General features: G+C 68.0%; 21 protein-coding genes and 1 pseudogene. 7 read left to right on the plus strand and 15 right to left on the minus strand.

Annotated features, from left to right (window positions below):
• Positions 1-190: 190 nt before the first annotated feature.
• The 5 genes from IEX88_RS00685 to IEX88_RS00705 all read left to right on the plus strand — a co-directional run bounded on the left by IEX88_RS00685 (position 191) and on the right by IEX88_RS00705 (position 5,677).
• Positions 191-1,129 carry an ABC transporter permease gene (locus IEX88_RS00685; RefSeq protein ID WP_188848564.1) on the plus strand — a complete coding sequence of 313 codons (939 nt, stop codon included), beginning with the start codon at positions 191-193 and terminating at the stop codon, positions 1,127-1,129.
• Complete coding sequence (locus tag IEX88_RS00690) at positions 1,126-2,106, plus strand: ABC transporter permease (protein WP_188848566.1); 981 nt, start codon at positions 1,126-1,128, stop codon at positions 2,104-2,106. Before IEX88_RS00685 ends, IEX88_RS00690 begins: the two co-directional genes overlap by 4 nt.
• Before the next feature lie 58 nt (positions 2,107-2,164).
• A complete protein-coding gene (locus IEX88_RS00695) occupies positions 2,165-3,070 on the plus strand; it encodes an SMP-30/gluconolactonase/LRE family protein (RefSeq protein ID WP_188848568.1) in 906 nt (301 codons plus the stop codon).
• A gap of 542 nt (positions 3,071-3,612) precedes the next feature.
• On the plus strand, positions 3,613-5,127 hold the full coding sequence (locus IEX88_RS00700; RefSeq protein WP_188848570.1) for a UxaA family hydrolase: 1,515 nt from the start codon (positions 3,613-3,615) through the stop codon (positions 5,125-5,127).
• Positions 5,128-5,242: 115 nt separating this feature from the next.
• Positions 5,243-5,677, plus strand: coding sequence for a pyridoxamine 5'-phosphate oxidase family protein (locus IEX88_RS00705; protein ID WP_188848573.1), 435 nt, complete (start codon positions 5,243-5,245; stop codon positions 5,675-5,677).
• A gap of 104 nt (positions 5,678-5,781) precedes the next feature.
• Here the strand turns inward: IEX88_RS00705 and rsgA are convergent, their stop codons facing one another.
• On the minus strand, positions 5,782-6,855 hold the full coding sequence (rsgA, locus tag IEX88_RS00710; protein WP_244639753.1) for a ribosome small subunit-dependent GTPase A: 1,074 nt from the start codon (positions 6,853-6,855) through the stop codon (positions 5,782-5,784).
• 362 nt (positions 6,856-7,217) lie between these two features.
• Between rsgA and IEX88_RS00715 the strand changes: the two genes are divergently transcribed.
• A complete protein-coding gene (locus tag IEX88_RS00715; protein ID WP_188848575.1) occupies positions 7,218-7,964 on the plus strand; it encodes a hypothetical protein in 747 nt (248 codons plus the stop codon).
• Between the two features lie 38 nt (positions 7,965-8,002).
• Here the strand turns inward: IEX88_RS00715 and IEX88_RS00720 are convergent, their stop codons facing one another.
• From IEX88_RS00720 to IEX88_RS00765, 10 genes and pseudogenes are all read right to left on the minus strand, one after another.
• A complete protein-coding gene (locus IEX88_RS00720; protein WP_188848577.1) occupies positions 8,003-9,106 on the minus strand; it encodes a YeiH family protein in 1,104 nt (367 codons plus the stop codon).
• Positions 9,107-9,267: 161 nt separating this feature from the next.
• Positions 9,268-10,599 carry a bifunctional folylpolyglutamate synthase/dihydrofolate synthase gene (locus IEX88_RS00725; RefSeq protein ID WP_188848579.1) on the minus strand — a complete coding sequence of 444 codons (1,332 nt, stop codon included), beginning with the start codon at positions 10,597-10,599 and terminating at the stop codon, positions 9,268-9,270.
• 58 nt (positions 10,600-10,657) lie between these two features.
• The gene (gene accD / locus IEX88_RS00730; protein ID WP_188848581.1) at positions 10,658-11,572 is read right to left on the minus strand and encodes an acetyl-CoA carboxylase, carboxyltransferase subunit beta; all 915 of its coding nucleotides are present in this window, start codon (positions 11,570-11,572) and stop codon (positions 10,658-10,660) included.
• A 68-nt stretch (positions 11,573-11,640) separates the two neighbouring features.
• A complete protein-coding gene (gene trpA / locus IEX88_RS00735; protein ID WP_188848583.1) occupies positions 11,641-12,474 on the minus strand; it encodes a tryptophan synthase subunit alpha in 834 nt (277 codons plus the stop codon).
• Positions 12,475-12,520: 46 nt separating this feature from the next.
• A complete protein-coding gene (locus tag IEX88_RS00740) occupies positions 12,521-12,916 on the minus strand; it encodes a hypothetical protein (RefSeq protein WP_188848584.1) in 396 nt (131 codons plus the stop codon).
• Between the two features lie 36 nt (positions 12,917-12,952).
• Positions 12,953-14,203 carry a tryptophan synthase subunit beta gene (gene trpB, locus IEX88_RS00745; RefSeq protein WP_188848586.1) on the minus strand — a complete coding sequence of 417 codons (1,251 nt, stop codon included), beginning with the start codon at positions 14,201-14,203 and terminating at the stop codon, positions 12,953-12,955.
• Positions 14,200-14,883, minus strand: coding sequence for a phosphoribosylanthranilate isomerase (locus IEX88_RS00750; protein WP_188848588.1), 684 nt, complete (start codon positions 14,881-14,883; stop codon positions 14,200-14,202). The genes trpB and IEX88_RS00750 overlap by 4 nt, the downstream gene beginning before the upstream one ends.
• 100 nt (positions 14,884-14,983) lie before the next feature.
• Complete coding sequence (locus IEX88_RS00755) at positions 14,984-15,760, minus strand: M48 family metallopeptidase (protein ID WP_188848590.1); 777 nt, start codon at positions 15,758-15,760, stop codon at positions 14,984-14,986.
• A 165-nt stretch (positions 15,761-15,925) separates the two neighbouring features.
• The gene (locus IEX88_RS00760) at positions 15,926-16,354 is read right to left on the minus strand and encodes a DUF2852 domain-containing protein (RefSeq protein ID WP_188848592.1); all 429 of its coding nucleotides are present in this window, start codon (positions 16,352-16,354) and stop codon (positions 15,926-15,928) included.
• Positions 16,355-17,138: 784 nt separating this feature from the next.
• A pseudogene (locus IEX88_RS00765) lies at positions 17,139-18,362 on the minus strand (polyhydroxyalkanoate depolymerase); the annotation flags it as partial.
• 519 nt (positions 18,363-18,881) lie between these two features.
• Between IEX88_RS00765 and IEX88_RS00770 the strand changes: the two are divergent.
• Positions 18,882-19,169, plus strand: coding sequence for a GIY-YIG nuclease family protein (locus tag IEX88_RS00770; RefSeq protein ID WP_188848596.1), 288 nt, complete (start codon positions 18,882-18,884; stop codon positions 19,167-19,169).
• Positions 19,170-19,481: 312 nt separating this feature from the next.
• Here the strand turns inward: IEX88_RS00770 and IEX88_RS00775 are convergent, their stop codons facing one another.
• From IEX88_RS00775 to polA, 4 genes are all read right to left on the minus strand, one after another.
• Positions 19,482-19,769, minus strand: a complete 288-nt coding sequence (locus IEX88_RS00775) for a DUF1330 domain-containing protein (RefSeq protein ID WP_188848598.1) — start codon at positions 19,767-19,769, stop codon at positions 19,482-19,484.
• A 23-nt stretch (positions 19,770-19,792) separates the two neighbouring features.
• Positions 19,793-20,491 (minus strand): orotidine-5'-phosphate decarboxylase, encoded by a 699-nt coding sequence (gene pyrF, locus IEX88_RS00780; RefSeq protein ID WP_188848600.1) that lies wholly within the window; start codon positions 20,489-20,491, stop codon positions 19,793-19,795.
• 86 nt (positions 20,492-20,577) lie between these two features.
• Positions 20,578-21,774 (minus strand): PAS domain-containing protein, encoded by a 1,197-nt coding sequence (locus IEX88_RS00785; RefSeq protein ID WP_244639754.1) that lies wholly within the window; start codon positions 21,772-21,774, stop codon positions 20,578-20,580.
• A gap of 327 nt (positions 21,775-22,101) precedes the next feature.
• Complete coding sequence (polA, locus tag IEX88_RS00790) at positions 22,102-25,050, minus strand: DNA polymerase I (RefSeq protein ID WP_188848604.1); 2,949 nt, start codon at positions 25,048-25,050, stop codon at positions 22,102-22,104.
• Positions 25,051-25,260 lie beyond the last annotated feature (210 nt).

Here is a 25,260-nt window from a genome sequence, read left to right on the forward strand (position 1 = left end):
AAGGGGGGAGATCGGCCCAACCGGAAAGGCTGCCATCCCTGACGCGCCTGATCTCCCCCCTTGAGGGGGAGATGCCGGCAGGCAGAGGGGGGTGCTTCACGCGACCGCTGGAGCGAGGCTTCGCCCCTGCGTGCTTCACGCACCCGCCCGCAAGCGCCCTCCCGCCAGCCGAAATGCCCAGGACCCCCGCATGACCCGCTTCTCCTCCCGCGTGCTGCGCTCGGCCGTGCCGGCGCTGTCCTTCGGGGTGATCCTCGCGGCGATCTTCGTCATTCAGCCCAGGGCGATGAGCTATGTCGGCATGAACCTGATGCTGAACCTCGCGCTGCCGATCGCCTTTGCCACCATCGCCCAGCTCTTCGTCCTCACCATCGGCGATCTGGATCTCTCGATCGGCGGCTTCGTGTCGCTGGTCGCCTGCATTGCCGCGACCTGGCTGAACGACACGCCGCTGCTCGGTGTCGCCGCGCTGCTCGCCTGCATCGGCGTCTATGCGCTGCTCGGCGCGCTGATCCACTGGCGGAACCTGCCCTCGATCGTCGTGACGCTCGGCATGTCCTTCGTCTGGCTGGGCTGCGCCGTCCTGATCCTGCCGAGCCCCGGCGGCAGCGCCCCGACCTGGCTGACGGCGATCGTGAAATTCAAGACGCCCTATGTGCCGCTGTCGATCCTCGGCGCCGCCGTGCTGGCCTTCGTCGTCCATGTCGCGCTGATGCGCTCGGCGGCGGGCGTCGTCCTGCGCGGCGCCGGCGGCAATGCCCAGGCGGTCGCCCGGGCCGGCTGGTCGCTCCTGCGCGTGAAGGTCACCATGTATGCGCTGGCAGGCTGTTTCGGCGTCCTCTCCGGCCTCGTCCTCGTCGGCACCACGACCTCGGCCGACGCCAATATCGCGCTGCGCTACACGCTGTTCTCGATCGCCGGCGCCATTCTCGGCGGCGCCGAGTTCACCGGCGGGCGCGTGTCGCCGATCGGCGCGGTGCTCGGCGCCCTGACGCTCGCCCTCGTCGGCTCGCTGCTCTCCTTCATGCGCATCTCGCCGGACTGGCAGATCGGCGCGCAGGGGATCATGCTGATCGCGGTGCTGGCGCTCAGAACCCTCGTCAACCGGCTGGAGGCGCGGGAAGCATGAGCGAGGCCACCCTCACCACGAAGCGCCCGGGCCTGAAGCGCCTCGGCCGCAGCTACCCCTTCCTGTTCTCCTTCGTCGGCGCCGCGGTGATTTTTGCCGTGACGCTCGTCGTCAACAGCTTCAACGGCGCCGGGCCGATCCTGACGGCGGCGCTGACTTTTGGCGCCTTCACGGTGGTCGTCGGCCTCGGCCAGATGTTCGTCATCACCACCGGCCCCGGCAATATCGACCTCTCCGTGCCCTCGACCATCGCCTTTGCCGGCGCCGTGGCGATGAAGCTGATGGAAGGGCAGGACAGCCTGATTTTTCTCGGCCTCGCCGCGGCTCTCGGGGTCGGTCTCGTCATCGGCGCCTTCAACTACCTGCTGATCCGGGCGCTGAAAATCCCGCCGATCATCGCGACGCTGTCGTCGAGCTTCATCATCCAGTCGCTCGCCATCGCCTATGGCCGCGGCCTGATGATCAAGCCGCCGCCGCTCTTGGCCGAGATCGCCACCGGCCGCGTCGCCGGCCTGCCGATCGTCGCGCTGGTAGCACTCGCCCTCAGCCTGGTGATGGCCGTCGTCCTGCACCGCACGGTCTACGGCCGCTCCGTCGCCGCCATCGGCCAGAACATCCGCGCGGCCGGCCTTGCCGGGGTGAAGGTCGACCGCGTGCGGTTCGCCACCTACGTCCTATCGGCCATGCTCGCCGCGCTCTGCGGCACGCTGCTCGCCGGCTTTTCCGGCGGCGCCTCGCTGAACATGGGCGAGGAATATCTGCTCGCCTCGATCGCCGTCGTCGTCGTCGGCGGCTCCGCCGTGGCCGGCGGGTCGTCGAATGTCTCCGGCATCTGGGGCGCGGCGCTGTTCCTGACGCTGCTCGTCACCATGCTGAACACGTTCGGCGTCGGCGCCGGCGTGCGGCAATTGCTGACCGGGCTCATCATCATCGCCGTCATCACCCTTGCCGGCGGGCGCAAGGGCGCGCGACACTAGCCGCAACCGCCGGGGACACGGCGGAAAAACGATTCACGTGAGACAGAGGGGAGAGACCATGCGCATCAAGGAACCCTACGACATCCGCGACGAGCGTTTCGGCGCGATCGTCATGAACAATGTCGACCTGCACCAGCTGACCGACGAGTGCGCCTGGGCGGAAGGCCCGGTCTTCTTCGCCGACGGCAATTATCTCCTCTGGAGCGACATCCCGACCAACCGCATCCTGCGCTGGATCCCCGGCGTCGGCACCTCGGTCTTCCGCGCCGATTCCGGCAATTCCAACGGCCACACCCGCGATCATCAGGGCCGACTCGTCTCCTGCGAGCACCGCCACCGGCGCGTTTCCCGCACCGAGTATTCCGGCGCGGTGACCGTTCTCGCCGACCGCTTCGAGGGCAAGCGCCTGAACTCGCCGAACGACGTCGTCGTGCGCCGCGATGGCTCGGTCTGGTTCACCGACCCCTCCTACGGCATCCTGTCGGAATACGAGGGCGACCAGGCCGAGCCGGAGCAGCCCTGCCGCGGCGTCTACCGCATCGATCCCTCGGGCCGCATCGACCGCGTCGCCGACGATTTCAACCAGCCGAACGGCCTCGCCTTCTCGCCCGACGAAAGCGTTCTCTACATCGCCGATTCCGGCGCCAGCCACGACGGCAACCTGCCCCGCCACATCCGCGCCTTCGACGTCTCTGACGACGGAAAGCTGTCGAACGGCCGGGTGTTCTGCGTGATCGTCGACGCCGGCATCCCCGACGGCATCCGCGTCGACACCACGGGTCGGCTCTGGTCGAGCGCCAAGGACGGCGTCCACTGTTTTTCGCCGGAGGGCACGCTGCTCGGCAAGATCCTGGTGCCGGAGACGGTCGCCAACCTCACCTTCGGCGGACGGAAGAAGAACCAGCTCTTCATCGCCGCGACCCGTTCGATCTATTCGATCTACGTGAACGCGGAAGGGGCGTGAGGGCGGGGTTGAGGGTCGAAGGGAAAGGGGAGGGACGAGGGGCGCATGACGAGAGGCGCTCACGTCCCCGAATAGTCATCCCGGCCTTGAGCCGGGACCCATGCCGAGACGCCGTCACTGCCGGATCGGTTCAGGAGGGAAGGTCCACCGTTCTCGAATAGGCCCGGCGAATTGGCATGGGTCCCGGATCCAGTCCGGGATGACGAGGTCCGAGGGAGAGCCAGACCCGCCGGCATTTGTGCGTGCTACCCTCGCCGGACACCTGTAACCTCTTGTCCGATAAACCGTATATCTCTCAGCTTCGTCATCCCGGCCTTGAGCCGGGATCCATTCCAAACCATTTGAAACAGAGGCACTGCGTGTAAACCCGGCACCGATCCATCTCGTCGACCGCCGCGGCATGGATCCCCGATCAAGTCGGGGATGACTAGTTCTGAAGGGGCCGCACCTCGCGCAGCGTGACGCCCACCACGCCATCTTCCGCACCTCGTGCCACAATCGACGCCCACATTGCTCAACCCTCCAACCGAAACGAATCCGCCATGGCCGCTCCCACCGTTCGCCTCGATAATGCCGACAATGTCGTCACCGCGCTGCGCCCTCTGGAGGCCGGCATCTTCGTCGAGACCGTCCAGACCCTCGCGATGATCCCGCGCGGCCACAAGGTGGCGACGCGTGCCATCAAGCGCGGCGAGGCGGTGGTGAAGTATGCGCAGGTGATCGGCTATGCCGCCGTCGACATTCCGGCCGGCGACCATGTCCACGTGCAGAACGTCGAGTTCCGCAACACGGTGCACGACTACCAGTTCTCGACCGATCTGCGCCCCGTCGCCATGGTGCCGGAGGCCGAGCGCGATACCTTCATGGGGTATCAGCGCGCCAACGGCACGGTCGGCACGCGCAACACCATCGCCATCCTCACCTCGGTCAACTGTTCGGCCACCGCCGCCCGCCAGATCGCCGCCGCCTTCGGGCCGGCGGAGCTTGCCGCCTACCCGAATGTCGACGGCGTCACCGCCTATGTCCACGGCACCGGCTGCGGCATGGCCGGCGACGGCGAGGGGTTCGACGCGCTGCAGCGGGTGATGTGGGGCTATGCCCGGCATCCCAATGTCGGCGGCGTGCTGATGGTGGGCCTCGGCTGCGAGGTCAACCAGATCGACTGGCTCCTGGAAGCCAACGGCATCGAGAAGGGCCCGCTCTTCCACGCCATGAACATCCAGGACGTCGCCGGCCTCCGGCGCACCATCGAGGTGGGCGTCGAGCGGGTGAAGGCCATGCTGCCCCTCGTCAACCAGGCGGTCCGCACGCCCTGCCCGGTGTCGGAGATCATGGTGGGTCTCCAGTGCGGCGGCTCGGATGCCTGGTCGGGCATCACCGCCAACCCGGCGCTCGGCTATGCATGCGACCTCCTCGTCGCCCAGGGCGGCACCGGCGTCCTTTCCGAGACGCCGGAAATCTACGGCGCCGAGCACCTTTTGACGCGCCGCGCCGTCGACGCGAAGGTCGGCAACAGGCTCGTCAAGCTGATCGACTGGTGGGAGGACTACACCGCCCGCAACAAGGGCTCGATGGACAACAATCCGAGCCCCGGCAACAAGAAGGGCGGCCTCACCACCATCCTGGAAAAGTCGCTGGGCGCCGCCGCCAAGGGCGGCACCTCGCCGCTCACCGGCGTGTTCAAATATGGCGAGCCGATCCGCACCAAGGGTTTCGTCTTCATGGATTCGCCTGGCTACGACCCGGCCTCGGTCACCGGCCAGATCGCGTCGGGCTGCAACATGATCGCCTTCACCACCGGCAGAGGCTCCGCCGCGGGCTACAAGCCGGCGCCGTCGATCAAGATCGCGACGAACACCGAGATGTACCGGCGGATGACCGAGGACATGGACGTCGATTCCGGCCGCATCGTCTCGGAAGGCCTGTCGATCGAGGAATCCGGCCGCGAGATCTACGACCTCATCATCCGCGTCGCCTCCGGCGAGCAGTCGAAGTCGGAAGCGCAGGGGCTCGGCGACTTCGAGTTCGTGCCCTGGCAGATCGGCGCGACGATGTAGGCGTCACCGGTGCCGTCCGGCGGTCGGACGGGGCCGCGGCAGGCAGGAATCGGCGGGGCGAGGGATCGAACCCGCCGCAGGGGCATTACCGGACGACGAAACCGGAGAACGCCCCGTGACCGATATGACCCTCGAAGACCTATCCAAGAAGATGGCCGACATCGACTTCGCCATGCTCTCGACAAGAGCCGAGAACGGCGCCATTGCCGCCCGGCCGATGAGCAACAACGGCGACGTCGAGTATGACGGCGATTCCTGGTTCTTCACCTATGAGGAAGCCCACACCGTCGCCGACATCCAGCGCGACGCCAAGGTCGGCCTGTCCTTCCAGGGCTCCAAAAGCCTGCTCGGCAAGCCGCCGCTGTTCATCGCGGTCGAGGGCACGGCCGAGCTCATCCGCGACAAAGCGGCCTTTGCCGAGCATTGGACAAAGGACCTCGACTACTGGTTCGAGCAGGGCATCGACACCCCCAACATCGTCCTGATCAAGGTGCACGCCTCCCGCATCCACTACTGGAACGGCAAGGACGAGGGCGAAATCTTCGTGTGATCGGCCATCGGCGCCCCGCAAAGGCGCTGAATCCGAGACGGCACTGCGGGTTGCCATGACCCCTGCGGGTCACGGTTTGGTCCGGCCAGACCTTGTGGTGATCTTTAACGCTTCCTGCCGCGCGGCGCCGTGACCCGGTTGCCGCGCGGTCCCGTCTGAACGGGCGTGTTCGCCGTGTTCTCGCTCTGCAGCTTGCGCCAGCGCGTCAGCCGGTCGGGATCGAGCGTCCCGGCCTTGATCGCCGCCTGAACGGCGCAGCCCGGCTCGTGCGCATGGGTGCAGTCGCGAAACTTGCACAGCGGCGCCAGCTCGGTGATCTCGGCAAACAGCGTGTCCAGCCCGAAGCCAGAATCCGAGACGTGCAGGGTGCGCATGCCCGGCGTGTCGATCACCCAGCCGCCACCCTCGATCGCGTGCAGCGAGCGCGCGGTGGTTGTGTGGCGCCCCTTGGCGTCCTGCTCGCGGATGCCGCCCGTGACCTGCGGCGCGGCCATGCCCGGCCCCGCCAGCGAGTTGACGAGCGTCGACTTGCCGACGCCGGACGAGCCGACGAGGGCGACCGTCTTTCCCTCGCCGCACCAGGGCGCCAGCACCGCCAGCGCATCGTCGGCGCGCGGATTGACGAAGGCGACGGCAAGCCCGCGCTGCAGCGCCTCTGCCTGCGCCATGTAGCTTTCCGCCGTCATGCCCGGCTCGCCGGCGTCAGCATCGTCGGAACCGGCCTGCCCGATCATGTCGGCTTTGGTCAGAAGGATCACCGGCAGGGTGCCGGCCTGGTTGGCGAGCGCCAGATAGCGCTCGAGCCGCGCCGGGTTGAAATCGGCATTGCAGGAAGTGACGATGAACAGCGTGTCGACATTGGCCGCCGCCAGCTGCGGCTCGCCGGTGCCGCCGATGCGCCGCTCCAGCACGGTGTGTCGGTCGAGCCGGCGGCGCAGCATCTCCGTTTCCGGATCGACCAGGACCCAGTCGCCGACGGCATAGGCGCCAGTATTGGCGTGCGGCGGCAGGACGAGGCGGACGGTGCCGCCGGGGCTCAGCGCCGTCAGCCGAGCGCGGTGGACATTGGCGATGCGGCGCGGCGAAAGCCCCGCGTCCTCCGGGCCGAGCTGCTCGGCGAAGAAGTCGGACCAGCCGAGCGCGGCGGGCGACAGAGGAGGGGCATCGGGTTCTGTCACGGTGGTTTCCCCATGGGCCCGGCCGGGCGTGGCGAGAGGCGTCGCGTGACGCTGGGCCTGCGCCCGAAAGCCGGCGCGCCGCCGCTGCCGCGAGCTATAGAGAAACAAGGCCTTGGCTGGCAAGCGACGGCGGGCCGGCGCAGCGGCGCACCGGGTGGGCGCGCTGGTGGAAGACGCCCGGTGCCTGCCGGATAAACCGGCTGGAACCGGCGACGGCGGTCATGCTCTCCCGGCCGTCCACCGCCGCGGGATGTCGGACGCAGCGGGAGCAGGCTTCCGGCGACGGCGGCCTGCGCCGCGGCGATTCCATCTTGCTCTCGCCCGCAGATCGTCCGATGCTCGCCAGAGGCGAAGGCTCGGGGGTGACAGTGATCACGCTGGCCTGGGGGATATCTGTCGTTCTTCTCGCGGTGCTGTCCTGGATGGCGGCAGTGGCGTCTTCCTTCGCCGCCGTGTTCCTCGCGCCGATTCCCGTGCTTCTGCTCGTGCAGAGTGTTGCGCTGCTGGGCCCTTTCCGCTTCGCCGAGCGGTTCTTTGCCGTCTCCGACGTCCTCTACTACGTCCTGATCGGCGCCGTGCTCGGCCTCGGCGTCCGTGCTCTGCCCGAACTCGACAGGCTGCTGCAGCGCGATGCCATGATGACCTATGCGCAAGCGATGGCTGGGCTCGATCAGGCCCGGGCCGCGGCCACGGCGGCCAGAGCGCGCCGCAACGCCGCCGATGCGGCCAAGGCGACGCTGGACCCGGCCGCCATCGGCGCGTGCGAGATACGGCTTCGGCTCGAACAGGCCGATCGGGCGGGCCGCGTGGCTGACGATCCGGCACGGACGCCCGATCCGCTGCTGTCCGCGCCGGTCGGCTGCGAGACGACGCTGGCGCTCGTCGAGGCGGCGACCGTCGCCGAGTGGGACGACCGTGATGCCGCGGTGCGCCTGGCGGCGCTGGAGGCGCGACTGGAACGCGGCCAAAAGCCGGAAGTCGCCGCCGCCGACCTGCTCTCGCCCGAGCTCGCCGAAACGCTGCTGTCGACGTATTTTCCGGCGGCCCTCCTCTGCGGCGTCATGCTGAAGGTCGGCAAGACGACGCTGGCGATGCGCAAGTTGGCCTGATGCGACGTCTTCCCGCCAGCGGACGCCGACGTCGGGCTTCAGGCGAGGCCGAGCAGAATCAGCAGAAGCAGGCTGAGCGCGGCGAGAGCGGCAAGGGACAGCACGGCCGCCGCCATCACCCGGCCGCCGGCCGCCGTGACCGCGCGGATGTCGACGCCGAGGCCGAGCGCCGCCATCGACACCACGGTCAGCCCGGTTGCGGCCGTGCCGAGGATGGGCAGGAGTTCTGACGGGATCAGTCCGAGGCCGCGCAGCCCCGCCATGGCGAGGAAGCCGAGAATGAACCAGGGCACCAGCGGGACGTCCCGCCTTCCGCGTCCGTCCGCGCCGTGGAGACTGTATGGCCTGGCGTCGCCGTCCGGGCTCCCGTCGCTTCCGCCGGCGCCAAGGTGCGGGGCGAGCAGCGACAGGACGAGGCAGACGGGGCCAAGCATCATGACCCGGGTCAGCTTGACCAGCGTGCCCGTCTGCACCGCCAGCGCGCCGAAAGGCGAGGCGGCGGCGATCACCTGCGGCACGGCATAGACGGTGAGCCCGGCAAAGGCGCCATATCCGGCCTCGCCCATTCCCAGCGCGATGCCGGCGAGCGGCAAAGCGAGGACCACGGCGACGCCGAGCACCGCCGTGAAGGCGATCGCGGCGGCGACCTCGTCGCCGCGCGCGCCGATGACGGGCGCCACGGCCGCGATCGCCGAATTTCCGCAGATCGAATTGCCGCAGGCAATCAGCAGCGCCATGCGCAGGGACAGGCCGAGGAGAAGCCCGACCGCGGCGCTGACGAGAATGGCCAGCACCACCGTCGCGGCGATCCCCGCCAGCAAGGCCGGCCCGGCCGACTGCAGCGCGGCGGTGCTGAGCGCGGCGCCCAGCAGCACGACGGCCAGCTCCAGCAGATATTTCGCGCCGAAGGCGATGCCGGGAATCCAGGCGGAAGGCGGGGTCCAGAGGCTGCGCAGGAGCGTGCCGATGACGATTGCCAGCACCAGGGCCTCGAGCCAGGCGCGGCCGAGCAGCACCGTCTCCCCGAACGCCAGCCCGTAGGCCGCGGCGGTCACGGCGAGGCAGGCGGCCAGTCCCGGCGCGACGGCGCGGGCCTTTCGGGGAAGGCGGAGAACGGAGCGGTGCAACGGCAGAAGCGTCATCGGAAGGCCTTTCGCCTCCGATCTAGTCCATCGGCAACCGATCGATCCAACGCGTTATAAATCTGGGATCAATCGGTAAAAACGAATGATTGGCGCATGGCAAACGTGCCTATCGCTGCGCATGTCATTGCGGCCAGCCCGGCTGGCCGATGGCAGGGACCCTATCTCGGCGGCAGGCCGCTGAGTGCCAGCACTTCGCCGACCAGATAGAGCGAGCCGCAGATCAGGAAGCGCGGCGCGGGTTCGCTCTGCCAGTTGGTGCAGACGAGACGGATCGCCTCCTCGACGCTGTCGCAGGGCTCGGCATCGAGGCCCGCCTCGATTGCGGCGTCGGCGAGGATGTCGGGGTCGATCCCGGCATCCGACGCCGAGACGGGGACGGTGAAGACGTGCCGGACCATGCCGAGGAAGGCGGCGAAGAAGCCGAGCGGATCCTTGGTGTTGATCATGCCGACGATGAGGAACAGCGGCCGCTGCACCCGGTCCTCCATCTCGGCCAGGGCCTCGGCGATGACGAGACCGGCGCCAGGATTGTGGCCGCCGTCGAGCCAGATCTCGGTGCCGGGCGTCGCTGCCTTGGCGAGCGGGCCGGCGGTCAGGCGCTGCAGCCGGCCCGGCCATTCCGCGGCGACGATGCCGGCGGCGATCGCCGCGTCGCTGGGGTCGAAACCGGCGGCCCGGAGGGCGGCGATGGCGACGGCGGCATTGGTGAGCTGGTGGCGGCCGGCGAGGCGCGGCATGGGCAGGTCGAGCAGGCCCCGCTCGTCCTGGTAGACCATGCGGCCATTCTCGGCGAAGGCGAAGAAATCCTCGCCGTAGAGCGAGAGCGGCGCCTTGGCGCGCGCGGCGGCGGTGCGGATGACGTCGGCGGCGATCGCCTCGCTCTGGTGCCCGACCACGACGGGCACGCCGCGCTTGATGATTCCCGCCTTTTCCGCGGCGATCAGCTCGACCCGGTCGCCGAGAAAGGACTGGTGATCGAGCGAGATGGTGCTGATGACGCAGGCGGCCGGCTGATCGATGACGTTCGTCGCGTCGAAGCGGCCGCCAAGGCCGACCTCGATCAGCGCCGCGTCGGCAGGATGCTCGGAAAACAGGAGGAAGGTGACGGCCGTCAGGATCTCGAAAACGGTGATCGGCTCGTCGTCATTGGCTTTCGCGGCGCGGGCGATTGCTTCCGCCAGCACCGCGTCCTCGACCAGCCGCCCACCGCCGACGCGGCCGAGGCGGTAGCGCTCGTGCCAGTCGACCAGATGCGGCGAGATGTGGGTGTGCACCGCCTTGCCGTCGGCCTCGAGAATGGCGCGGGCAAAGGCGACGACGGAACCCTTGCCGTTGGTGCCGGCGACATGCAGCACCGGCGGCAGCCGATGCTGGGGATCGCCGAGGCGCGCCAGGAGCCGTCGGATGCGGTCGAGGGCGAGATCGAAACCCTTGGGATGCTTCAGCAGCAGCCGGTCGATCTCGGCAGCGGCGAGCCCCGTCATCGTCATGTCCTCGTTGGGCCCGCCCCGGGCGCGATCGAGCGCGAGCGCGCCGGCAGGGCCAGTCTCATGCCGCCTCGGTCGCCTCGACCGGCATCTCGCTCGGCGCGGTGTCCACCGCCACCGGCGGGGCCGCGGTTTTGGTCAGAAGCTTCAACAGCGTCGCGATCGTGGATTTCAGCTGGTGGCGGTGCACGACCATGTCGACCATGCCGTGCTCCATCAGATATTCGGCGCGCTGGAATCCCTCAGGCAGTTTTTCCCGGATCGTCTGCTCGATGACGCGCTGGCCGGCAAAGCCGATCAGGGCGCCGGGCTCGGCGATGTGGACGTCGCCCAGCATGGCGTAGGAGGCGGTGACGCCGCCCGTGGTCGGGTTGGTCAGGACGACGATGTAGGGAAGTTTTGCCTCCTTCACCATCTCGACCGCGACCGTGGTGCGCGGCAGCTGCATCAGCGACAGGATGCCCTCCTGCATGCGCGCGCCGCCGGAGCCGGCGAACAGCACCAGCGGCCGGTGCTCGGCGACCGCCGTCTCGGCCGCGGTGACGATCGCCTCGCCGGCGGCCAGACCCAGCGAGCCGCCCATGAAGGAGAAATCCTGGACGGCGGCGACGATAGGCAGGCCCTCGATCGTGCCGGTGCCGACGAGGATGGAATCCTCCATGCCGGTCTTCGCCCGGCTGTCCTTCAAGCGGTCGGTATAGCGCCGCTCGTCGCGAAACTTCAGTGGGTCGACGGCGACCTTCTTCAGCTCGATCGCGTGCACCGCGCCGTCGTCGAGAAAATGCCTCAGCCGCTCGCGCGCCGAGATGCGCATGTGATGGCCGGAGGTCGGAATGACCCACTGATTGGCCTCGAGGTCCTTGTGAAAAACCATCTCGCCGGTCTCGGGACACTTGATCCAGAGGTTCTCCGGCACTTCCGAGCGCGTCAGGAGGCTGGTGATCTTCGGGCGGACGTAGTTGGTGATCCAGTTCAAGCGGTTCTTCCCGTTCGGCAAGGCGAGATGCGGCCGGGGCCGCTCATCGCCGTGACATGGCCTTTAATTCAGGCCTCTGCAAGGCTCGGCGCGCGCACGCCGCTGGCCAGCGCCCGGACGAGGTCGAGAACGGCCTCCTTCGTCCCCGGCGTCGCGCGGTCGTCCTCCAGCGTCGCCTCGATCGCGCCGATCAGCGCCGAGCCGACGACGACGCCGTCGGCGGCGTGGCCGATGGCATGCGCCTGCTCGGGCGTGCGCACGCCGAATCCGACGCAGACCGGCAGGTCGGTGTGGCGCTTGATGCGCGCGACCGCGGCGCCGACCTTGCCAGCATCGGGCGCAGCCGCGCCGGTGATGCCAGTGATCGAGACGTAGTAGACGAAGCCCGACGTGTTCGCGAGGACGGCCGGCAGGCGCTTGTCGTCGGTCGTCGGCGTCGCGAGGCGAATGAAGTTGAGGCCCTTGGCGAGCGCCGGCAGGCAGAGCTCGTCGTCCATCTCCGGCGGCAGGTCGACCACGATGAGGCCGTCGACGCCCGCCTCCAGCGCGGCCGCGACGAAGGCGTCGACGCCGTAGACGTAAATCGGGTTGAAATAGCCCATCAGGATGATCGGCGTCTTCTGGTCGCCCTGGCGAAAGCGCGCGACGGTGGCGAGCGTCTTCCTGAGCGTCTCGCCGCCATTGAGGGCGCGCAGCCCCGCCTTCTGGATCGCCGGCCCGTCGGCCATGGGATCGGAGAAGGGCATGCCGAGCTCGATCAGGTCCGAACCCGCCGCCGGCAGAGCGGCCATGATCTCGAAGGCGGTCTCGCCATCGGGATCGCCCGCCATCAGGAAGGTCACCAGCGCCGGGCGCCCCTCGGCCTTGAGGCTGGCGAAACGGTCTTCGATGCGTGTGGTCATGGCGGGCTTTCGAGTGAAATCTTCAGGCAAGGGTCTACCAGACCGATCAGGGAGTGTCCGTTGCGACAACGGAAGCAAATCCGGCGTATTTCTGGATCTGGCCCTGGAAGGCCAAGAGGGCCGTGATCACAGCCAGCGAAATCAGGAGACTGGTGACGATAAAGCCCTTGCCGGGCAGGTGTGCAACCTTTTCTTCGAGCCGGATCTGTCGCTCGCGGACGTCGCGCATGTCGGACCGGAATTCGCGCACGTCGAGCTTCAGTTCTGCGATATCGCGCTCGATGTGATCGACGCTGGCCTCGAGCCTAGCAATGCGGGGCTCCATGCCACCACCACTACCCCCACCAGTTTTGAGAGTCTCCTCTACCCTCCGCAAAAGGTCAGTCAATTCCGCTTGCCCGCCATCTACAAGCATAAAGTCACGTCGAATTACCTCTGTCATCTGCGCATGCCATTGGACATGGCTGACTCCATTACCTCAGATCGCCATCCCAAGATGCTTGGCCACCGTATGCACGTCCTTGTCGCCGCGGCCGCAGAGGTTCATCACGATGATCTGATCGCGGCCCATCTTCGGCGCGCGCTTGATGACTTCTGCCAGCGCGTGCGCGGGCTCCAGCGCCGGGATGATGCCCTCGGTGCCGGTCAGCATCTTGAAGGCTTCCAGCGCCTCGACGTCCATGATCGGCACATATTCGACGCGGCCGGTGTCCTTCAGCCAGGAATGCTCGGGGCCGATGCCGGGATAGTCGAGGCCGGCCGAGATCGAATGTCCCTCCTTGATCTGGCCGTCGCCGTCCTGCAACAGGTAGGTGCGGTTGCCGTGCAGGACGCCGGGCGACCCGGCGGTGAGCGAGGCGCAGTGCTCCTCGCCGTCGAGCCCCTTGCCGCCCGCCTCGACGCCGACGATGGCGACGTCCTTGTCGTCGAGGAAGGGGTGGAACAGGCCGATGGCATTCGAGCCGCCGCCGACGGCAGCGACCAGAAGGTCCGGCAGCCGGCCTTCCATCTCCAGCATCTGCTCCCGTGCCTCGCGGCCGATTACCGACTGGAACTCGCGCACGAGCTCGGGATAGGGATGCGGGCCGGCGGCGGTGCCGATCAGGTAGTAGGTCGAGTCGACATTGGTCACCCAGTCGCGCAGCGCCTCGTTCATCGCATCCTTCAGCGTGCCGTGGCCGGAGGTGACCGGCACCACTTCGGCGCCGAGAAGCTTCATGCGGAACACGTTCGGCGACTGCCGCTCGACGTCGGTGGCGCCCATGTAGACGACGCAGGGAAAGCCGAAGCGCGCCGCGACCGTGGCGGCGGCAACGCCGTGCTGGCCGGCGCCGGTCTCGGCGATGATCCGCGTCTTGCCCATCTTGCGGGCGAGCAGGATCTGGCCGAGGCAGTTGTTGATCTTGTGGCTGCCGGTGTGGTTCAGCTCGTCGCGCTTGAAATAGATTTTTGCGCCGCCGTCGAGGCCTTGCGCCGCCGCGACGCCGCGCAGTTCCTCCGTCAGCCGCTCGGCATAATAGAGCGGCGAGGGGCGGCCGGTGTAGTGCTTGTTGAGATGGGCGACCTCGGCGAGAAACTCCGGATCGACGCGCGCCTCGTTCCAGGCCCCCTCGAGCTCGAGGATCAGCGGCATCAGCGTCTCGGCGACGAAGCGGCCGCCATAGATGCCGAAGCGGCCCTCTTCGTCGGGTCCGGCGCGGAAGGAATTGGGGGTCGGGGTCTCGTTCACGTGGCACTCCATTCCGGGTGCAGGCCTGCCCCGTTCAATCTTGCCTTGTCCAGGGCGTCGAAGAAGCCGTGGATGAGGCCGGTGTCCTTGATGCCGGGGGCGCTCTCGACGCCGGACGACACGTCGAGGCCGGAAGGTTTCGCGCGGGCGAGCGCCGCGGCGATGTTGCCGGCATCGAGCCCTCCGGAAAGCATGTATTCGTCGCCAGCGTCAAGCACGGCCAAAAGGTCCCAGTCGAAGGCGACGCCGTTGCCGCCGGGCAGAACCGAGCCTTTCGGCCGCTGGGCGTCGAGAAGGATCCGGTCGGCGATGCCGCGATAAGCGTCGATCCCCTGGAGGTCGCCGGCACTGCCGATGGACAGCGCCTTCATCACGGGAATGCCTGTGGCGGCGCGGATTTCGGCGACGCGGCCCGGCGTCTCGTGGCCGTGCAACTGGATCATGTCGGGGCGGACCCAGTCGGCGATCGCCTCGATCGTCTCGTCGTCGAGATCGACGGTGACCACCACCAGTTTGGCCGGCGCGGCGACCAAGGGCCGCAGCGCAGCCATCTGCGCGACGGAGAGGTGACGCGGACTTTTGTCGAAATGGATGAAGCCGACATGGCTGGCGCCGCGCGAAACGGCCGCGTGGATCGCCTCCGGCGTCTTCAGCCCGCAGATCTTGATGTCGAGCGTCATGATCGCTCCGTGTCCCATGCTATGTCGGATCGCGCGATCGTCGCGCGGGGGATCGCGCGCGGATCGCGATCGGCTTCAACGTGTAGAGCATGCCAGGGGTTCAGTCGAACCTTATGGCGTGCAGCCCGGCGCCTTCCCGCTTCAGCCAGGCGCGGCCATAATCCATGTCCGGGCAGAGCGTGCGGCATAGCGCCCAGAAGGCCGGGCCGTGATTCATTTCCCGGAAATGCGCCACCTCATGCGCGGCGAGATAGTCGAGCACCGCCGGCGGCGCCATGACGATTCGCCAGGAAAAGGCGAGCCGCCGGTCGGCCGTGCAGGAGCCCCAGCGGCTTGTCGTGTCCTTCAGGGTCAGCGCCGCCGGTTTCAGCCCGACGGCGGCGGCGTGCCGGTCGACGGCCGCCTGCAGGTCGCGCCGCGCCTCCCGCTTCAACACGTCGAGGACGCGGCGGGCGAGATGCTGGGGATCGCCGCCGACCTGCAGCACCGGTTCCGCCGCACTTTCCTCGAGCCGCGAGACGCGCCTTCCCGGCGCGTGCGCGATGCGCAAGGTCGTGCCGCGAAAGGGCAGCAGCGCGCCGTCCGCCACGCGCACCGGCGCCGCCGCGCCGACCAGCCGGCTCTCCGCCCAGCCCTTGTGGCGCTCGATGAAGTCGAGAATCACCTTCGCCGACATTTTCGGCGGCGCGGTAATGGAAAGCTGGGTGCCGCCCGGCGAGAGCCGCATGATCAGCCGCTTGGCGCGGGGATTTCGCCGGATCACCAGCGGCAGGCTGACCGAGGCGAATTCGACCGTCGCCGGCAGGGTTTCCGCGGCCTTGCGCGGCTTGGCCGGGGTCGCCGGGCGGGTCAGGAAGGACGGCAGGCGCAGCGGCATGAGACCCGTTCGATTCGGCAGGAGCCCGATTCAATCATGCGGGCGACGAAAAAGCGACGGCGACCCAAAGGGGTCGCCGTCGCCAGGGATGATGCCAGAGGCCGGGCGAAGAGGAGACACCTCCGGCCGCCCCTCGTTCGAGAGACGGCCGTCTGGCGCTCCGGTTTAGCCGTCGATGGTCGTGTTGCTCGGGCCGGCCGCATTGCTGCGGCGGCTGGCCATGAAGCGATCGAACTCTTCCTGGTCCTTGGCCCGGCGCAGTTCACGCGCATAGGCCTCGAACTCGGCGCTCGCCTCCATCAGCCGGCGACGCTCCGCGTCGAGCCGGGCGAGCTCCGTCTCGCGCCAGTCGTCGAAGGCGACGTTGCCGGTGCGCGGCGTGGCGAAGGGCATGCCGGCGCCCGAGCGCTTCAGGCCGCCGAAGAACCGGTCGGTGGACCGGTTGACGTCGTGCCGGAACGTCTCGAGGCGGTCGCCCCACAGGATGTAGGCGATCATGGCCAGTCCAAGCGGCCAGTAGATCATGAAGCCGACCACCATCAGACCAATGGTCGCCGGTGTCCAGGCTGGACGAATCAAGGCGTGCGAAGACATCAGTGCTCTTCCCTTTCAAGGAGACCTGCGATGCACCAAGCATCGCGTCTCCTGGAAATGGGAATGGCGAAATCCGCGCGCAAGAACTCGAATTTCTTTTTCGGCGGGTCTTGCATCAGGCGCCGCTCTACAGCATCGCCGCATGATCTGCGGCGAGCGCCGGGCGTCAGGGCTTGCGACGCCCGCGCGAAGAGGGCGATGTTCTCGACGGGACCTTCGTCGTCCTGGCGGCGGCGGTCAGCACCTTCGACCCGCCGGTTTCGAGCACCAGAGGCGTGCCGGCAGATGGTGTTTCCGTCAGCGTGGGGGCAGCGGGGGCAACTGCCGCCGGCTTAGCCGCCACGGGCCCAGCCGCCATCGGGGCGGCGTCGACCGGCGCAGCCGCGATCGGCGCGACAGCGGCCGGCGTGGCGACGGCCACCGGCGGCGCAGCCTTCGGCTTGTCGGGCGCTGCGGCGCTGGCGGGCTTTGCCGACGGGATGGTGGGCTTGGTCGTCGCCATCGCAGGTTTACGCGGCTTGGCGACCGTCGCCGGCAGTTTTGCCGGCGCGGCCACCGGGTTTGCCACGGCGGTCTTCTCGATGGAAACGGGGCTTGCGGCCGGCGTCTCGGCCGGCGCGGCGACGGGCTCGTCGGCGCGGGATGCCGGCGCGGTACGGCTCTGCGCCTTCACGTCCCGGCTCATCGCCATCGGGTCTTCGACGCTTTCAGACGCCGCGATCTCCGCCGAGCGGGCAAGCGACGCCGCGCTTTTCTTCGGCAGCGCCGCGGCGGCGTGCGTGGTGCCGTGGGTCAGGGCGAAATCGACGATGCGCGGCGCGATTTCGGCGCGGTAGCGCGAGCCGTTGAAGACGCCGTAATGGCCGACCTTCGGCTGGAGATAGTGGACGCGCATCTCCTCGGGAATCCCGGTGCAGAGCGTCTGCGCCGCCTGCGTCTGGCCGACGCCGGAAATGTCGTCGTTCTCGCCCTCGACCGTCAGGAGCGCGGTGCGCTTGATGGCGGTGAGGTCGACGCGGTTGCCCCTGTGCATCATCTCGCCCTTCGGCAGGGCATGGGTGATGAAGACGGTTTCCACCGTCTGCAGGTAGAACTCGGCCGTGAGGTCCATGACCGCCATGTACTCGTCGTAGAACTCGCGGTGTTTCTCCGCCGAATCGCCGTCGTCCTTGACCAGATGGCCGAAGAATTCCTTGTGGGCGTCGACATGCCGGTCGAGATTCATCGACATGAAGCCGGAGAGCTGCAGGAAGCCGGGATAGACGTCGCGCAGGAAGCCGGCGTGCGGGAACGGCACCTTCATGATGACATTGTCGCGGAACCAGCCGATGCCCTTGTCCATCGCCAGCTTGTTGACGACGGTCGGGTTGATGCGGGTGTCGATCGGCCCGCCCATCAGCGTCATGGTGGCGGGATGGCAGGGATCGTCCTGCGCTTCCATGACGGCGACCGCCATCAGCACCGGCACCGCGGGCTGGCAGACGGCCATGACATGCGTGTCGGGACCCAGGAAATGCAGCATCTCGATGACGTAGTCGACATAGTCGTCGAGGTCGAAGGAGCCCATCGCCAGCGGCACCGTGCGGGCGTCCTCCCAGTCGGCGATGTAGACGTCGGCATAGGGCAGCAGCGCCTCCACCGTGCCGCGCAAGAGCGTCGCGTAGTGGCCCGACATCGGCGCGACGATCAGGAAGCGCGGATCGGCCTTGTGCTTCTCCGGCAGCTGGCGCTCGAAATGCAGGAGCCGGGCGAAGGGTTTCTGCCAGACCGGCTTGTCGACGACGGGAACGCGCACGCCGTTGACCACGGTCTCGTGGATGCCGAATTCCGGCTTGCCGTAGACCCGGGTCGAGCGCTCGAAGACCTCGGCCATGGCCGCAAAAGTCCGGCCGGCCTCGGTGTGCGCGATCGGGTTCAGGGGATGCTGGTAGAACATCTTGGCGGCGTCGGCGAAGGCCCGCAGGGGGGCAATGGCCGCGTGGTTCCATTCGTAGAAATGATACAACATCCGCTCCCACTTTCGGTTTTTCGACAGAGTACCACTTTTGCCGCACTGCACAACGTCGTGCCGGGATGCCTCTTCCGCAAGCCCGTGACGGCGTCGACGGTCGTGCCCTAGGTGTGGCGCTGCCGGGGATCGTGGCCCCTTGTCTGCCGGTGAGCATAGGCACGCGGCCCTTGCCCGAAGCCGTCATGAATGTGTCAAATTGTCGCTTTTCGGGGGGCTTGCCGGGAGCGGCAGATGCATGGTTTGCGAGGAGTGGATCCGCAGGCGTCCTGGCGGTCGGGCTTTCTGTGCCGGCGCGGCAGCGTCAACGCCTCGGCATGGGTTCTCGGGTCAAAGCCCGAGAATGACTATCGCCAAGGTTTGCGGGTCGGCGTCAAGCCTGCCTCCCGAGCTTTCACGAGCGGCCGAGCCTCTCAAACCTAGTCATTCTCGGGCTTGACCCGAGAACCCATGCCGAGGCGGTGAAAGCCGCACACAGACGTCTTGACGCCGTTCGCCTTCTACGGCGACGCTTAGGGCATGGCGGGATACGTCTACATCATGGCAAGCCAGAAAAACGGGACGCTCTACATCGGCGTGACGACCGACCTCTCCCGGCGCGTCTTCGAGCACCAGAATGGTCTCACGCCGGGATTTACCGCCGACCACGGCTGCAAGCGGCTGGTGTGGTACGAGGAGCACTTCGATGTGCGCGATGCGATCCGCCGCGAAACCGCGCTGAAGACCTGGCGGCGGGCCTGGAAAGTGGCGTTGATCGAAAGCATCAATCCGGACTGGAACGAGCTTTACCGCGGGATGGGATGGTGACCATCCTGACCCGGATCGCAGCGTCAACGCCTCGGCATGGGTTCTCGGGTCAAAGCCCGAGAATGACGATCGCCAAAGGTTGCGGTGTGCCTCCCGATCTGCGATCTCGCTTCGTTGATCCGAGACGACAGACACGAGCGTTCGGCCAGCCAGCCAGTACGGACCATCCGCCCGTGCGATCAAAGATCGCCACCTTGGAATTTAGTCATTCTCGGACTTGATCCGAGAACCTATGCCGAGGCGGCAACGCTGCCAAATTGGGTCAGGATCGGCAACCGCATGCTCGGCGGATTCCTGGAAACAGCGCCTACGTCAGGCGCCCTCGACGATCAGCATCTCGGCCTCGGCGCATTCCTGGCGGATTTTTGCCGCCGCCTGGTAGGCCGGGCTGTCGTAGCAGGCCTTGGCGGCCGCGACGCTGTCGAATTCGATGACGACGTTGCGGCCGCGCGCGGGGCCTTCTAGATGCGTCACCGGCCCGCCGCGGGCGAGGAATTTGGCGCCGAACTCGGCAAAGGCCGGGGCGGCGGTCGAGACGTAGTCCTTGTAGCGCTCGGGGTCGCGGACGTCGACGCGGGCGATCCAATAGGCTTTCGGCATCGGTCTGTCCTTTTCGGTGAACGTCAGGCGGAGGCCATTTCGGCCAGGATGGCGAGCGCGGCCGCGCGCCTGTCGGGGGCAGCGATGATCGGACGGGCGACGACGAGGTGCGAGGCGCCGTCGCGCAGCGCCTCAGTGGGCGTCGCGATGCGCTTCTGGTCGCCGGCGGCGCTGCCGGAAGGGCGGATGCCGGGGGTGACGAGCGCCATGTCCGGACCGACGAGGCGGCGCAGCGCCGAGGCTTCCGCCGCAGAGGCCACGAGCCCGCCGATGCCGGCGTCGCGGGCCTGGGCCGCGCGCGTCGCCACGAGGCCGGCGATGGTGCCGGCATAGCCGGCGGCGGCCAGATCCGCCTCGTCGAGCGAGGTCAGCACGGTGACGGCGAGGATCAGAAGGTCGGAGCCTTCCGCCGCCTTGGCCGCCGCCGCCATGGCGTGGGGATAGGCGTGGATGGTGGTCATGGCGGCGCCGAGTCTCGAAATGCTCTCGATGCCCTTCTCGACGGTGTTGGCGATGTCGAGGAGCTTCATGTCGAGGAAGACGCGCTTGCCCGCGCGCGACATCTCTTCCACCAGTGGCAGGCCGCCGGCAAAGACCAGCTGGTAGCCGATCTTGTAGGTCGAGACCGCGTCGCCGAGCTCGGCGACGATCGTCTCCGCCTCGCTCCGCGAGGAAACGTCGAGACCGACGATCAGTCTGTCGCGCACATCCGGCTGGTTCACGGCGGTTCCCTTCGCAGCTGCCGCGGCCAACGGTCTGCCGGGCGGCCCTGAGCTAGCGCAGCTTCGGCCGGCGATCAATCGGCCGGTCAGTCCTCGGCCGGCACGTCGACGGTGACGGTGGTGCCCAGCGTCTGCGAATTGACGTCGATGCGGGCATCGAGCCCGCGCACCAGGGACAGGGTGATGCGGCCGCCGAGCCCGGTGCCGGTGGACGGTGCCGAAAGGATATCGGCGCCGCTGATCCCCTCCTCAAGCGTGCCGCTGCGGCCGGCGCCCATCGCCTCGGCGATGTCGCGTGCGGTGTTCTCCTCGGTGAGCTCGACGGCGTCACTGAGGCTCTGGCCGCTGTCCTGGGCTTCCTCGGCGGAGGTCGGCGGGTACGGCCAGGTGCTGCCGGGCGGCAGGCCGATGCCGTCGTCGGTGACGGTGATGCGGATGACGCCGGAGGACAGCATCTTCAGCCGCGCCTCGACGAGGCCGGAGTCGCGGCCCTTGAAGGCGTGCTTCAGCGCATTCGTCAGGAGCTCGGAGAACAGCAGGCCGATGCGGGCGGCGCGCTCGACATTCACCTCGATGGCGTCGCAGTCGACATTGATGCGCACCGAGACGCGGCCATCGAGATGGCCGATGGTGGCGGCGATGCGGCTGACATAGGCGCCGAGCGCCACCTGGCGGGCCTGCGTCGAGGTGATGCCGGCCTCGGTCATCTCCTGGTACAGCAGCTGCAGGCTCTCGATGCGGCGGGCCAGCGCGTTGAAGGCGTCCTCGCTGGTCTTCACCCGTGCCTGCATGCGGATCATGCCGATGATCATCGCCAGATGGTTCTTCACCCGGTGCTGGATCTCGCCGAGCGCGGCGTCGAGCTTCAGGCTGGCCTCGTCGTCCTCGGTCGAGACGGCGAGGTCGCGGCCCTCGCTCATGTCGCGCTGCACGCCGAGAAAGCACTGCAGGTGGTTGTCGCTGTCGTAGAGAGGCGTGATCATCAGGCGGTTGAGGAATTTCGTGCCGTCGGCGCGGTAGTTGACGATGTCGATGGAGATGTCGCGCTCGTGCTCGATCGCCTCGCGGATCATGCGCGCATGCGCCGGATCGGTCTCCGCGCCCTGGAGGAAGCGGCAGTTTCGCCCGATGATCGCTTCCATGGCGTAACGCGTCACCCGTTCGAAGGACCGGTTGGCGTAGACGATCGGATTGTCCGGCAGGTTCGGGTTGGTGAGAACCAGCGCCAGCGGCACTTTCGCCAGCGCGGCCGACGTCATGTCCGGCATCGGCGTGCCCTGCATGGCCTGTCCGTCCTGTCCCATCCGCGCCCCGCCGATCCGCCATCCGCCCTCTTGCAGATTACCGCGGGCGATAACCCCTCAAAAGGCGATTTGTTTCCGGCGGCTGGTCGGATACGTGAGGCCCGGCGGGCGGCGCAGCGGGCCGGTGCCGAGCTTTCCGGCCGGCAACGCGCTCGCCTCGGCGGGACGCCGCGGGCGCGAGCAGGAGGGACACGCGGGATGCGGCCTCGGCCGCCGGGCCCGGTGGCCGGCGGCACAACGCGGTGGGCGGAAAATTTCCAGCGGAAACAGAGGCTAGCCGGGGCGGAGGCTTTGCAAACGCCGCCGCTAGTGCGCTTCGTCCCAATTGCCCGCGGCGCGGGCGTCGACGACGAGCGGCACCGACAGGGCGACGCGCGGCAGGGCCGCGCCCTCCATCACCGCCTTCACGACCGGAATGGTCGCCTCGATCTCGTCGTCCGGCACCTCGAACACAAGTTCGTCATGCACCTGCAGCAGCATGCGTGCCGACAGCCTTTCGGCGGCGAGCGCGTCCTCCATGCGAATCATCGCGCGGCGGATGATGTCGGCGGCCGTGCCCTGGATCGGCGCGTTGATCGAGGCGCGCTCGACGGCGGCGCGCACCGAGGCATTGGCATGCTTGATGTCGGGATAGTGCGCCCGGCGGCCGAACAGCGTCTCGACATAGCCGTGCCGGCGGGCGAACTCCTTGGTCTCCTCCATGTAATCGCGGATGCCCGGGAAACGCTCGAAATATTTCCGGATGTAGAGCCCGGCCTCCTCGCGGCCGATGGCCAACTGGTTGGCAAGGCCGAAGGACGAGATGCCGTAGATGATGCCGAAATTGATCGCCTTGGCGCGGCGCCGGACGTCCGAGGGCATGCCCTCGACCGGCACGCCGAACATTTCGGACGCGGTCATGGCGTGGATGTCGATGCCGTCCTGAAACGCCTTGGTCAGCTGCGGGATCTCGGCCATGTGGGCGAGGATGCGCAGCTCGATCTGGCTGTAGTCGGCCGAGAGCAGCTTGTAGCCTTCGGGCGCGACGAAGGCGGTGCGGATCGCGCGGCCCTCCTCGGTGCGCACCGGGATGTTCTGGATGTTCGGCTCGGACGAGGACAGGCGCCCCGTCGTCGTCGAGGCCATCGAGAACGAGGTGTGGATGCGATCCTCGCGGTCCATGTAGAGCGGCAAGGCGTCGGTATAGGTGCCCTTCAGCTTGGTCAGCTGGCGCCAGTCGACGATGTGCCGCGGCAACAGGTGACCCTCGGCGGCGAGGTCCTCCAGCACTTTCACGTCCGTCGACCATTGCCCGGTCTTGGTCTTCTTGCCACCGGGAAGGCCGAGCTTGCCGAACAGGATGTCGCCGAGCTGTTTGGGCGAGCCGGGGTTGAAGGCCTCGCCGGCCATTTCCGCGATTTCCGATTCCAGCGCTGCGGCGCGCTGCGCGAAGCGGCCGGAGAGGCGCGACAGGATCTGCCGGTCGGTGCGGATGCCGCGCTGTTCCATGCGGGCGAGCACCGCCACCAGCGGCCGCTCCAGCCGCTCGTAGACCGAGCTCATGCCTTCCGCGGCAAGCCGCGGCTTCAGGACGCGCCAGAGCCGGAGCGTCACGTCGGCATCCTCGGCGGCGTATTCGGTGACCTTGTCGATCGGGCAGGCGGCGAGCGCCTTCAGCGACTTGCCGGAGCCGCAGAGCTCCTTGTAGCTGATCGGCTTGTGGCCGAGGAACCGCTCGGACAATTCGTCCATGCCGTGCCCTTCCAGCGAGGACGAGGCGTCGAGCGCGTAGGAGATCAGCATGGTGTCGTCGAAGGGCGCGATGGCGATTCCGTGCCGGAGCATCACGAGGTAGTCGTACTTGAAGTTCTGGCCGATCTTCAGGATGCCGGCATGCTCCAGCACCGGCTTGAGCAGCGCCAGCGCCTCGCCGAGCGGCACCTGCGGGCCGACGCCGGCCTTCGTCTCGTCGCTGGCGAGGAGATCGCCGGCGCCGTCCGCGACATGGGCGAGCGGCAGATAGGCGGCTTCGCCCGGCGCGACGGCGAAGGACAGGCCGACGAGATCGGCGGCATTGGCGTTCAGCGAATTGGTCTCGGTGTCGAAGGCGAGAATCCCGGTCTCGGCGGCGCGATCGAGCCAGGCCGACAGCGTCGGCAGGTCGCGGATCGTGACATAGGCGCTGCGATCGAAGGTTTCCGCCGCGGCGGCCTCGCGCCGAGCCGCGACCAGCATCGCCGGCGTTAGCGGCAGCACGGCGTCGCCCTGGACCGGCAGGTTCGTCACGCTGGCCGCACGCGCGCCGGCGCCCGCGGCCGGGTCGAGGTCGGGACCACGCGCCAGGCCCTCGACGGTGATCGCCGCCGCCGGAATGGCACCGGCATCCTCGCCGAGCTTGGCCGCGACGCGCCGCGTCAGGGTGTGGAACTCCATCGCCTTGAGGAAAGCGATCAGCTTGTCGCCGTCGGGCTCGTGGATGAAGAGGTCGTCGAGCGGCACGTCGAGCGGCATGTCCTGCTCGAGCGTCACCAGTTTCTTCGACAGCCGCGCCTGGTCGGCGAAACTGATGAGGTTCTCGCGCCGCTTGGCCTGCTTGATCTCGCCGGCGCGCTCGAGCAGCGTCTCGAGGTCGCCGAACGTCTCCAGGAGCTCGGCCGCTGTCTTCGGACCGATGCCCGGCACGCCCGGGACGTTGTCGGAGCTGTCGCCGACCAGCGCCTGAAGGTCGATCATCTTCTCGGGATAGACGCCGAACTTTTCCTTCACCTCCTCGGCCCCGAGGCGCTTGTCCTTCATCTGGTCGTAGAGGATGACGCCGGGCCCGACGAGCTGCATCAGGTCCTTGTCGGAGGAGACGATGGTGACGTCGCCACCGGCCTCGACGGCGAGCCGCGTATAGGTCGCGATCAAATCGTCGGCCTCGAAACCCTGCTTTTCGATGCAGGGCAGGTCGAAGGCGCGTACCGCCTCGCGGATCAGCGCGAACTGCGGCACCAGGTCCTCCGGCGGCGCGGTGCGGTTCGCCTTGTACTGGTCGTAGAGTTCGTTCCGGAAGGTCGTGGACGAATGGTCCATGATGACGGCGAAATGCGTCGGCGCGACGCCGACCGAGGTGTCGCGCGATTCCTCGACGAGCTTCCACAGCATGTTGCAGAATCCGGCGACCGCGCCGACCGGCATGCCGTCGGATTTGCGCGTCAGCGGCGGCAGCGCGTGATAGGCGCGGAAGATGTAGGCCGAGCCGTCGACGAGGAAGAGATGATCGCCTTTTTTCATGTCTGCTGCCTATCGCGGCGCGCGAAAAGAGTCCATCGAGCGCGGCGGCCCCGCGCTCTGCCGGCGCGCTGTCGAAGCTTGCCGCGATCGGCCGAACGGGCCGCCGGACCGCCCCAGCCGGATCCCGCTAAACCTGTCCAAGATTTAACGATTTTTGCCCGGCAAAGACGCGTGTGGCGGTGCCGGCCGGCTTGAACTGAAGGGCGCCTG

It is taken from the genome of Aureimonas glaciei (assembly GCF_014643375.1).
Taxonomy (GTDB): Bacteria; Pseudomonadota; Alphaproteobacteria; order Rhizobiales; family Rhizobiaceae; genus Plantimonas; species Plantimonas glaciei.

Coding starts and splice junctions, on each gene's coding strand:
- IEX88_RS00700 (WP_188848570.1), top strand. CDS start 3,613: ATGGCCGCTCCCACCGTTCGCCTCGATAATGCCGACAATGTCGTCACC.
- IEX88_RS00750 (WP_188848588.1), bottom strand. CDS start 14,883: ATGACGCTCGACATCAAGATCTGCGGGCTGAAGACGCCGGAGGCGATC.
- polA (WP_188848604.1), bottom strand. CDS start 25,050: ATGAAAAAAGGCGATCATCTCTTCCTCGTCGACGGCTCGGCCTACATC.
- trpA (WP_188848583.1), bottom strand. CDS start 12,474: ATGACCACACGCATCGAAGACCGTTTCGCCAGCCTCAAGGCCGAGGGG.
- IEX88_RS00755 (WP_188848590.1), bottom strand. CDS start 15,760: ATGCCGCTGCGCCTGCCGTCCTTCCTGACCCGCCCGGCGACCCCGGCC.
- IEX88_RS00695 (WP_188848568.1), top strand. CDS start 2,165: ATGCGCATCAAGGAACCCTACGACATCCGCGACGAGCGTTTCGGCGCG.
- IEX88_RS00770 (WP_188848596.1), top strand. CDS start 18,882: ATGGCGGGATACGTCTACATCATGGCAAGCCAGAAAAACGGGACGCTC.
- IEX88_RS00725 (WP_188848579.1), bottom strand. CDS start 10,599: ATGACGATGACGGGGCTCGCCGCTGCCGAGATCGACCGGCTGCTGCTG.
- IEX88_RS00685 (WP_188848564.1), top strand. CDS start 191: ATGACCCGCTTCTCCTCCCGCGTGCTGCGCTCGGCCGTGCCGGCGCTG.
- IEX88_RS00760 (WP_188848592.1), bottom strand. CDS start 16,354: ATGTCTTCGCACGCCTTGATTCGTCCAGCCTGGACACCGGCGACCATT.
- IEX88_RS00690 (WP_188848566.1), top strand. CDS start 1,126: ATGAGCGAGGCCACCCTCACCACGAAGCGCCCGGGCCTGAAGCGCCTC.
- IEX88_RS00785 (WP_244639754.1), bottom strand. CDS start 21,774: ATGCAGGGCACGCCGATGCCGGACATGACGTCGGCCGCGCTGGCGAAA.
- IEX88_RS00740 (WP_188848584.1), bottom strand. CDS start 12,916: ATGACAGAGGTAATTCGACGTGACTTTATGCTTGTAGATGGCGGGCAA.
- IEX88_RS00720 (WP_188848577.1), bottom strand. CDS start 9,106: ATGACGCTTCTGCCGTTGCACCGCTCCGTTCTCCGCCTTCCCCGAAAG.
- IEX88_RS00775 (WP_188848598.1), bottom strand. CDS start 19,769: ATGCCGAAAGCCTATTGGATCGCCCGCGTCGACGTCCGCGACCCCGAG.